The 6,838-nt window shown below is 51.5% G+C and carries 5 protein-coding genes; 4 read left to right on the forward strand and 1 reads right to left on the reverse strand.

All coding sequences use genetic code 11. The features are described 5' to 3' along the window. Positions 1-441 precede the first annotated feature (441 nt). Complete coding sequence (locus tag VMJ32_07760) at positions 442-1,464, forward strand: glycosyltransferase family 2 protein (protein ID HTQ38907.1); 1,023 nt, start codon at positions 442-444, stop codon at positions 1,462-1,464. A gap of 22 nt (positions 1,465-1,486) precedes the next feature. Here the strand turns inward: VMJ32_07760 and VMJ32_07765 are convergent, their stop codons facing one another. Continuing rightward, complete coding sequence (locus VMJ32_07765) at positions 1,487-2,578, reverse strand: hypothetical protein (protein HTQ38908.1); 1,092 nt, start codon at positions 2,576-2,578, stop codon at positions 1,487-1,489. A gap of 589 nt (positions 2,579-3,167) precedes the next feature. On the opposite strand from VMJ32_07765, the gene def reads away from it, so the two are divergent. The 3 genes from def (at position 3,168) to miaB (ending at position 6,476) form a co-directional block, all read left to right on the forward strand. Next, the gene (gene def / locus VMJ32_07770) at positions 3,168-3,755 is read left to right on the forward strand and encodes a peptide deformylase (GenBank protein HTQ38909.1); all 588 of its coding nucleotides are present in this window, start codon (positions 3,168-3,170) and stop codon (positions 3,753-3,755) included. A 142-nt stretch (positions 3,756-3,897) separates the two neighbouring features. Then, complete coding sequence (fmt, locus tag VMJ32_07775) at positions 3,898-4,848, forward strand: methionyl-tRNA formyltransferase (GenBank protein HTQ38910.1); 951 nt, start codon at positions 3,898-3,900, stop codon at positions 4,846-4,848. Between the two features lie 119 nt (positions 4,849-4,967). Then, positions 4,968-6,476 carry a tRNA (N6-isopentenyl adenosine(37)-C2)-methylthiotransferase MiaB gene (gene miaB, locus VMJ32_07780; GenBank protein HTQ38911.1) on the forward strand — a complete coding sequence of 503 codons (1,509 nt, stop codon included), beginning with the start codon at positions 4,968-4,970 and terminating at the stop codon, positions 6,474-6,476. The last annotated feature ends 362 nt before the right edge of the window (positions 6,477-6,838 follow it).

A 6,838-nucleotide genomic window follows, 5' to 3' on the forward strand; every position in this document is an offset into this window, starting at 1 on the left:
ACCGCTGTCGCACGCTGGAGGAGCTGCTCGACTTGGCCTACGACTGGTTTCAAGCCAACAATAATCACTACCTTGATATGCAACACACCTTCGCTTCCGCAGCCTAAATGCGCTTCGATCAGGTGGAGTACCTATTTAGATGGCCTAACGAAAAATACCGGTGAGACAATAGCTTGTGCTATGAGGCGATGCCTTGCGCATTTTGTGAGTTACTAGGCCTATTCATCAAATTGTCATTCTTTTTCGTCAGGCCACGGAAGTTGCGCAAACTTTACGGCTTGCCATAATTGACCAAGATGGGTTTGGGTAAACACGCCACCAGTTTGCGGTCGAAACTAACGAACATGCGGTAACAGTTCGTTTACGCTTACAACACGCAGAACCCGACTCTTAGTTTCGACCGATAGGACCTCTCTTGGTCGCGCTTACAGGATGTGATTTGTGTTTAGTGTCGCGTGCATCATCCCCGTGACAGGTAATACGGAGGGTTTGGAAACCACGTTGCTCTCCGTGTTAGAACGTCGAACGGATACATGTGAGGTTTTGGTAGTACTGAATACTCCCTACAACGACCCGTACCATCTCCAGGGGGAAATTCAAATACTCCAAGCGCCCGCAGGCACTGGTCTCATCGACTGCATCAATCTTGGCATCTCGGCGTCTCGTGCCCCGATCGTACATCTTCTAGCAACAGGCTGCGAAGCCAGTCATAACTGGATGGAGCACGCCCTGGCTCATTTCGATGATCCGCGTGTAGCAGCAGTTACGCCGGTAATCTACGACCGTCAAGACCACGAACGCTTACTAGCTGCTGGTGTGGGCTACGACCGCGGCGGAAGGAGGATTATTTGTCGCTCGACTCGGGCCGCAAATGACTCGTTATCGACAACGCTTGGTCCACTGCTTCAAGCAGCGTTTTATCGAAAATCCGCGCTCCGGGCATTTGGTGGAGGATTACCCGTCGCGGTGGGTGATGAACTGGCTGATATCGATCTCGCACTGTCATTGCGCTGTGCAGGTTGGCAGTTGTTGCTAGAACCCGACTGCAAGATATTCGCTTCTTCAATGACTGAACTTCAGCCAAAGGGCTTTTCATCGGGCTTGTGGTCTGAACGCTTTTACTGGCGGCATATCACTCAAACCGGTGGCCTGAGAGGACTTTTTTTGCATTCTCTTGTGGCCTTGCAAGACTTAATCCGCAGTCGGCCCTGGTGGAACGCCCCAGCGCAGGCCACAGGACGATTGATCGCGGTGTGTCAATTGGGGCATTATTCAAAGTATAAACTATCGCTGGTTGCAGCCTTAAGAGATGCTGCAGCGGCGGAAGCCCAATGGCAGACAGGCCAAAAAGTGTCCAATATCCAGTCTTCGGTTCCTCGCGTCCAGCACCGCACCGATGCACCACACAGAAGCGTGCAACCATCCGAAAGGAACAAACAACGCCACTCGCATCGCCGAAGGTAATGCCGTTGATTCCGCCGGCGAACTATTCTTTCTTCTCGTCGAGCTTCTCCAACTTTCGACGCAACATTTCTTCGTCGTCAGGAAAGTACAATTCCGTCACTGCACACAGCAACTTCAATCCCTCAGGCGCCGCTAGCAAGGTTTCCAGCTTTTGGCGCAAGCAGGTGAGTAGTAAACGTCCCTCCGGCCAACGCACCGCCATCACTTGCTGGCACTCTCCCAATAATTGATACACTCGCGCACGTGTCACACCCATTCGTTTGGATTGAATTCTGACGCTTTGGGGTACACCGTGGAGTCCCAGCCTTCCCTCGGCTAACCTCGCAATCGTCTGACCGCAATCAATTTGAATCTGATCAGTTATCGGAACCGCCAACAATTCACGGACCGAATGATGCGACAGCCCATCGGGCATCTCCAGTGCGGCAGCAACCCACAATTCCAAGGGAGTCACAAATTTCGGGAACAGGCGTGGTGTTAAATGACTTTTGATCGGTGCCTGACTTAGTGCCTCATGGACGGCATGGAACACTTCAAGAATCACTCGCACCCGCTTCTCCCCGTGCGTTTTTAGTTGACGCATTTCCGCAATAGAATAATCGAGATATGTTGATAGAGGCATGTGCCAAATGACCGTCGGCAACCACTGCAAAGACGGGGCTAGCCGTCCAAGTTTCTCCGTACCTATTCCATGACGTCGCACGGTGTCACGCCATTGCTCCCAATCTGCTTCGGAGACATCCTGAGGGTCAAATTCTCTCGGTGAGCGAACGCTTCGGACCGCCGATAGTTTTCTCTCACTCACTAGACTGCCATATGCTTGCGAGTCGGCTGGAACCTTCCTCTTCGTCACCCGTGATAGCAATTTCATTAAGGAGCTAATTTTTTTCTGACCGATGCCAGGCGTTGCGGCTAGCTCCTCGAAAGAAGTTTGCAGCAAGTCTTGTAACGTGCGGCCTAAAAATGCCAAGGGTAAACGCCGATCGCCCGGCAAAGCCCAATATGCCAGTGGCCTTTCCAATTCTGCGGAAAACTGAGCTTGGAGCAGAGTTTTGCGCAGCGTTTGAAAACTTGTAATCTGTTTATAGTCTTCTAAAGATGATGGTTTGCCCATGTTGCCTCAACCCTGTCGTTGATTAGCTCCTAATGTTGACCAATTGAAGTACAGTGACCAATGCACGGTTTCTTTTTCCAAGGTCTGAATCTCGAATAGCATGCCTCTTAGACCTGTCCATTAACCTTCCGGACCTTGCAGTTGTGGGCGAGTGTCCTACCATACTAAGGCGACATCCTTGGAGCACAACCTCCCAAATACGATTATAGAAAAAAATGGAGGAAAGTGGATTCCGAGATTCGAACATTACCAATTGCCGTACTGCAGGTAACCATCCACTACTACTGGTAAGACTAGCTTCCTTTGGCCTAAACAGGCCTCAAACCGCCTGTCTTCTAAATACTTGCGGATCGCACTTTTAGCACTGCGAATCCATGCTTCTCCATAACTCAGTCTCTCCACGCTATTGCAGATATTTATATTAGTTCAACCATAATGGCGATGGCCAATATGTCGCGACTTCAAAAGTCGTTTTCCTAACGCTTTGCTAACATTGCATGAGAGCAACATCGTCGTATCCAACCGACTTAAGCCGGCGCCCAATCCATAGAACTCTCCGGCCGCAATGTCGGCCATCGTAGTGGTAGTCATGAGCGACCTGAAAATTATCCAATACCCGCACCCAACGCTTCGACACGTTTCCAAGCCGCTGAAACGAGTCGATGTTGAACTGCGCAGCATCATTGCACGGATGTTCGAGTTAATGTACGAGGCCAAAGGGGTTGGATTGGCGGCAAATCAAGTGGATTTGCCGTATCGTTTCTTTATTTCTAATTTGCAGTCAGATCCCGCCAAGGGTGAACAGATGGTCTTTATCAACCCTGTGCTGAGTCGTCACAAGGGTTCTGCTGAGGCGGAAGAAGGCTGTCTTAGCCTGCCGGGACTATATGCCGACGTAAAACGTTCGGAGCATGTAATGATCGATGCCTTCAATCTTGCTGGAGAAGCCGTGCATCTCGAAGCTGACGGACTGCTAGCCCGCGTCGTGCAGCACGAAACCGATCATCTGAATGGCAAATTGTTTGTCGATCGCCTCGGTACAGCTGCACAATTAGAATTGCGCGACGCGTTACGAGAATTCGAAATTCAGTTTACCAGCCAGCAAGAACATGGCGAAATGCCCGATGAGGCTGCGCTAAAGCTCCGACTTCAAGAATTGGAACGGCTCAGAACTTAACAAGGAATTTGAACGGGGTACGGAAATGAGCACCGCGGACAATTCCAATGTAAACTCTTCGGCGAAACAGTCATCAACGCGCAGCATTCAGCCTCTAGCCGTCGTTTTCTCCATCTCCTGCCCATCCCTTCGTCTGATTATCATGGGCACAGGCCCCTCCGCCGTACCTTCGTTTGAATTCCTGCTCAATTCCCAACATCAGGTACTGGCGCTTATCACCCGGCCTGAACGAACGACACATCACCGGGAAAAGCCCACCAATCCAATGCGCGAAATAGCTCTGCGCCGGGGGATCGTTGTTTTCGAACCTGAAAGCATCAATTCACCCCAGGCACACGCTTGGCTGTGCGATCGAGCGGCCGATTTGTTTGTCGTGTGTGATTATGGCCAAATTCTCTCACAGGAAACATTAGCTTTGGCGCGGATGGGTGGAATCAATCTCCATGCCTCGTTGTTGCCCAAATTCCGTGGAGCTGCACCGATCAATTGGGCCATCTATCATGGCGAAGCGGAAACGGGCGTAACCGTCATTCACATGACACCGCAGCTTGATGCGGGGCCAACCTTAGTTCAATTCCGTACACCGATTGGCCCGGCTGAAACAGCGCCGGAACTTGAATCGCGATTGGCTACCTTGGGGGTAGGTGCAATCCATCAATCCATTGAACTTCTCGCTGGAGGTGCGCCGACGCCAGGCATCGTTCAAGACCCCCGGTCGGTTACCAAAGCGCCGCGACTCAAAAAAGAAGATGGGCTGGTCGATTGGTCGCGCTCGGCGGTTGCAATTTATAATCAGGTTCGTGCCCTGCAACCTTGGCCGAAAACCTATACTTTTTGGAAACGGCCTAACTCCGAGCCACTGCGGCTGATATTGGAGATCGTCCAGCCGCTGGACGATGTTGCCCAGGTCTCCATCGGTCCGCCGACAAGTACTCCCGGAACAATTCAGCAGGCTCTTTCCAATCAGCTAATCGTTGCTTGCGGCAAAGGCTCGCTGCGCATCGATCGGCTTCAACCTGCTGGAAAACGAATTATGACGGCCAGTGAATTTCTGCGAGGCCATGCTCTGCTGCCGGGCGAAAAATTGGGATGAATTCCACTCGTTCATCATCCCTATTGAGGGTTTCCCTGTTTTCTCGGATGATTATTCTCGATTAGAATTGATCGGTTATCTTATTGCCCGAACTTCAGCCAGGGGGCCGGTCATCTACCATGGCCAAGCACTTATACATCGAAACGGTCGGCTGCCAAATGAATGTGCTCGATAGCGAGCTCGTCGTGGCTGCGTTGCGCAAAGCGGGTTACGAACTGACCGAATCGCCGGCCAAAGCCGATACGATTCTCTTCAATACTTGCAGCGTTCGGCAGCATGCCGAAGACAAAATCTACAGTGCTTTAGGACGGCTAAAGCATACCAAAGAACAAAATCCGCAAAAAATAATCGGTGTATTGGGCTGCATGGCTCAGAAAGATCAACGTTTAATTTTGGAACGCGCCCCGTATGTGGACCTGGTAGTCGGTCCCGGACAATTGCACCAAGTGCCGAAATTGCTAGAAGAAATTGCTGCCGGCAGCGGGCCTCGTTTGGAAGTCAGCTTGGACCGCAAGGCGGGAAATCGAGAGGATATTCAGCAGAGCTTCGAAAGTTACGACCCTGATCGCGATCCACAAATGCGCCCTTCCCCCTATCAGGCATTCGTGCGTATTCAAATCGGCTGCGACAAATTCTGCACTTACTGTATCGTTCCTCGTGTCCGCGGCCCGGAACAAGGGCGACATCCCAAGCACATCCTTGCCGAAGCAAAAAAGCTGGCGGCCGAAGGCTGTCGCGAAATTACCCTGTTAGGGCAAACCGTCAACAGCTACCGTCACACGGAGGGCGCTGCCACAACACGTCTTTCCGATTTGCTCTACCGCCTGCACGACATCGAAGGGCTGGCGCGATTGAAGTTCGTGACGAACTTTCCCAAGGACATGACCGACGATCTGCTCCAAGCAGTCCGCGATCTGCCAAAATGCTGTCCGTATTTACACGTTCCGGCCCAAAGCGGCTCGAATGTCATTCTCAAGCGGATGAAGCGCGGTTACACCGTGGAAGAGTACCGCGAAATGCTGGACCGAATTCGAGCCACCATACCGCACGCCGCCATTACCAGCGATTTTATCGTCGGCTTTTGTGGCGAAACCGAGGAAGATTTCCAACAGACTGTAACATTGGTCCGCGAAGCACGATTCAAAAACAGCTTTATCTTCAAATACAGTCAACGGCCCGGCACAAAAGCTCCGGAATTGTGGCCCGACGACGTACCGGAGGAAATCAAACGTCGCCGCAATAACCAACTGCTGGCCGTGCAAAACAGTATTAGCGAGGAAGACCATCAACAATTGATCGGCCACACTGTCCAAGTTCTAGTTGAAGGGCCCAGCAAACACGCCCACCGCTTCGATCGTACCGCTGAGCAAAATGCAACCATTGCCTTGGCAGATTCGTCCCACTCCCATGATGCCCAAGAATTAGGCGATCTTGCCGCTGCACCTTCTCCACTGACTCAATTAGTTGGTCGCACCTCATGTGACCGGATTGTTGTCTTCCAAGGCAATCGTCGACTAATCGGTCAGATTCTACCTGTCTTGATCTACGATTGCACACCCATGACTCTCTTCGGCGCCGTCGTCACACTTGAAGTTGGACCGGAAGTATACAGTCTCCTGCCTCCTTGATGCGCGATCTGGGAACTTACGAGTCGGCGCCCTCGAAGGCCCGCTTATCCGCGCCACGGGCACGTACTCTCTGTCAAAGCCAAAACGCAAGATATCTCTGCCGCATTAGACAGCCACAGCGCCCTTTGATAATACCCACTGGGCCCTAACTTTCTGGCGCAAATTGGCTTCAGTCCAGAATTTCGCCCTGGCCTAAAAACTTTCTGGACAGCACCTCTCATATAGTGTACATAGGTACATTATCAAGGGCGGGTCTTTGGAACCTTTCTGGATGGCGTGTAGCAAATCTCATTAAAACCATCCGATTATTACGATCACAAATGAGGAAATTCATGGAAGTCACATGCTTGGGTTGCACATCA

This window comes from Pirellulales bacterium (assembly GCA_035499655.1).
Taxonomy (GTDB): Bacteria; Planctomycetota; Planctomycetia; order Pirellulales; family JADZDJ01; genus DATJYL01.

What these genes read in the sequence shown, in the direction of transcription:
- VMJ32_07765 (HTQ38908.1), bottom strand. Translation starts at nt 2,578, where the DNA reads ATGGGCAAACCATCATCTTTAGAAGACTATAAACAGATTACAAGTTTT.
- def (HTQ38909.1), top strand. Translation starts at nt 3,168, where the DNA reads ATGAGCGACCTGAAAATTATCCAATACCCGCACCCAACGCTTCGACAC.
- fmt (HTQ38910.1), top strand. Translation starts at nt 3,898, where the DNA reads ATGGGCACAGGCCCCTCCGCCGTACCTTCGTTTGAATTCCTGCTCAAT.
- miaB (HTQ38911.1), top strand. Translation starts at nt 4,968, where the DNA reads ATGGCCAAGCACTTATACATCGAAACGGTCGGCTGCCAAATGAATGTG.